This window comes from Chamaesiphon sp. VAR_69_metabat_338, from assembly GCF_031423935.1.
Lineage (GTDB): Bacteria > Cyanobacteriota > Cyanobacteriia > Cyanobacteriales > Chamaesiphonaceae > Chamaesiphon.
The window spans coordinates 1-2,568 of the sequence record NZ_JANPGM010000599.1 but is presented as its reverse complement, the minus strand read 5'-3'; the positions used below and the strand labels follow the sequence as shown (position 1 = coordinate 2,568).

Annotated in this window: 2 protein-coding genes; both read left to right on the top strand. The window is 45.4% G+C overall.

What is annotated here, in order from left to right; genetic code table 11:
* Nucleotides 1-62: 62 nt before the first annotated feature.
* Nucleotides 63-800 (top strand): cytochrome c biogenesis protein CcdA, encoded by a 738-nt coding sequence (locus RMO84_RS16485; RefSeq protein ID WP_310489523.1) that lies wholly within the window; start codon nt 63-65, stop codon nt 798-800.
* Between the two features lie 133 nt (nt 801-933).
* Nucleotides 934-2,340, top strand: coding sequence for a cytochrome c biogenesis protein (locus tag RMO84_RS16480; protein ID WP_310489522.1), 1,407 nt, complete (start codon nt 934-936; stop codon nt 2,338-2,340).
* Nucleotides 2,341-2,568 lie beyond the last annotated feature (228 nt).

Sequence of the window (2,568 nt, the reverse complement as noted above, 5' to 3'; positions counted from 1 at the left end):
ATAAAAAGCATTACCATCAAGAGCAGATAGAACTCCAAATAGAAACTGTAATCACAGTAAATATGCCGCCGATCGACATTCAAACGACCCTATATCAACTCGAACACTTTGCCGATCGACTAGTGACCGAACAACTGACGCAGATTACCTGGGTGTCAGTGGCGACGATCTTCCTGGCTGGACTGCTGACGAGTCTGACACCCTGCACGCTGTCGATGTTACCAATCACGATCGGCTATATCGGTGGCTACGAATACAAAAGCCGCTGGCAAGCCGCACTCCAATCGACATTTTTTTGCGCGGGAATTGCTACAACATTGGCTGGCTTGGGGATATTTGCAGCGGTAGTCGGTAAAGTATACGGCCAAATTGGATTAGGATTGCCGATTTTTGTTAGTGTGGTGGCGATTTTAATGGGGTTGAATTTGCTGGAAGCTTTACCATTCCAGCTTCCCGATTTTGGCGGTATGGATTGGATTCCTAAGGATCTGCCAAATGGTGCGCGATCTTATTTGCTCGGCGTTACCTTTGGATTAGTTGCTTCGCCATGCAGCACTCCAGTATTGGCAAGTTTACTCGCTTGGGTGGCTAGTACGGGCAATATCTGGTTGGGTGCGGCTCTCCTCCTCGCCTACACGGCTGGTTATGTGGCACCATTGATATTAGCGGGTACATTTACAGCGGTCATCAAAAAGCTCTTAGAAGTCCGGAAATGGTCGGGATGGATTACGCCCACTAGTGGTATTCTGCTGATTGGTTTTGGAGTCTTTTCTTTGGTAGCTAGAATCCCGACTTTTTAAAGTTAGATCGACCAATTTTAACTATTTATATTGCTAAAAAACCTAGAACTGATTCTATAAACAGTGGTTTTAATTATCGCGACACCCTCTTTGTCTTTCAACTCCCAACTCCCAACTCCCAACCTCTTAGAAAATGGCGATCGAATCGAACGTAACAGCTTCTGCTAATATCTGGCAAATCCCCCAGCAATGGTGGCGCAAAAAGATCGTGCCGGTTATTGCCAATCTTAAATTTGCGATCGCGCTGGTACTGATTATTGCCATATTGAGTATTACGGGTACAGTCATCGAGCAAGGCGAGACACCAGCATTTTATCAGGCTAATTATCCAGAGCATCCAGCTTTATTTGGCTTTCTGAGTTGGAAAGTCATTCAAGTAATTGGGTTAGACCATGTATATCGCACTTGGTGGTACTTAGGATTATTAGTGCTGTTCGGCATTAGTCTGTTGACTTGTACCTTGACTACTCAGTTACCGATGCTCAAATCGGCGCGCAAGTGGAAATTTTATGACAACCCTAAATTCTTTCACCGGTTAGCTCTGAGTGCGGAAATTGACGATCGAGATTTAGATGCATTATCTACACAGTTGCAAGCCCAAAAATATAAGATTTTCACCGAAGGCGATAAACTGTATGCTCGTAAAGGCATAATTGGGAAGATCGGGCCGATCGTCGTCCATGTCGGGATGATTCTCACTTTATTAGGCGGCGTCTGGGGCGCAATGACGGGATTTCTGGGTCAAGAAATGATCCCGAGTGGCGAGACATTCCAAGTCAAGAATATTCTCGATGCAGGGCCATTAGCTCGCAATCAGATTCCGAAAGATTGGTCTGTGAAAGTAAATCGATTTTGGATCGACTATACACCAGCAGGGACGATCGATCAATTCTATTCCGATTTATCAGTGATCGATAATAGTACCCAAAAAGAACTCGATCGCCAGACGATTCATGTCAATAAACCGTTGAAATATCAAGGCGTTTATTACTATCAAACCGACTGGTCGATTTCTGGTGTGAAGATCAGGATTAATAATAGTCCGATCTTCCGATTGCCGATGGCACAAATCGGACAAGGTGCTCAAAATCGGATTTGGGGAACTTGGATTCCCACCAAGCCAGATTTGAGCGAAGGTGTTTCCCTCCTAGCTAAGGATTTACAAGGGACATTACTGGTCTACGATACCAAAGGACAACTAGTATCAAGCGTACGCGCTGGTGGTGCGTTAGAAGTCAATGGCGTAACGCTTAAAGTCCTGGAAGTCATTGGCGGCACTGGCTTGCAAATCAAAGCCGATCCGGGCATTCCGATCGTATATTTAGGCTTTGGACTATTAATGGCAGGAGTAGTCATGAGTTACTTCTCCCACTCCCAAATTTGGGCAGTGGTTAAAGACGGTAAATTGTATCTCGGCGGGCGCACGAATCGCGCTCAAGTAGTGTTCGAGCGGGAAACAATCGAGGTTATCGAACGGCTACAAGACGCGCCTACAGACAACATGACTAGTGATGTACGGGTACCTACTACCGTTAACTAGGTGTTCGATCATCAGGGTGAAGCGGTGACTTCAAGTGATGTTAAATTAACTTAACCTAAATTTGCTCGAATCCCGATTGTCAAAGGCTTACGCCTGTGTTAACCTAACAATAGGTAGTAAATTACCCGTTGTCTAGTACAGCTATCCAATTATTATATTAGGAGGTGGTGCCCATGATCGAGAGTAGTACACGTCTGGGTCTCGAAACTGGAGTTAGCCGGCTGAGTG

What these genes read in the sequence shown, in the direction of transcription:
- RMO84_RS16485 (WP_310489523.1), top strand. Translation starts at nt 63, where the DNA reads ATGCCGCCGATCGACATTCAAACGACCCTATATCAACTCGAACACTTT.
- RMO84_RS16480 (WP_310489522.1), top strand. Translation starts at nt 934, where the DNA reads ATGGCGATCGAATCGAACGTAACAGCTTCTGCTAATATCTGGCAAATC.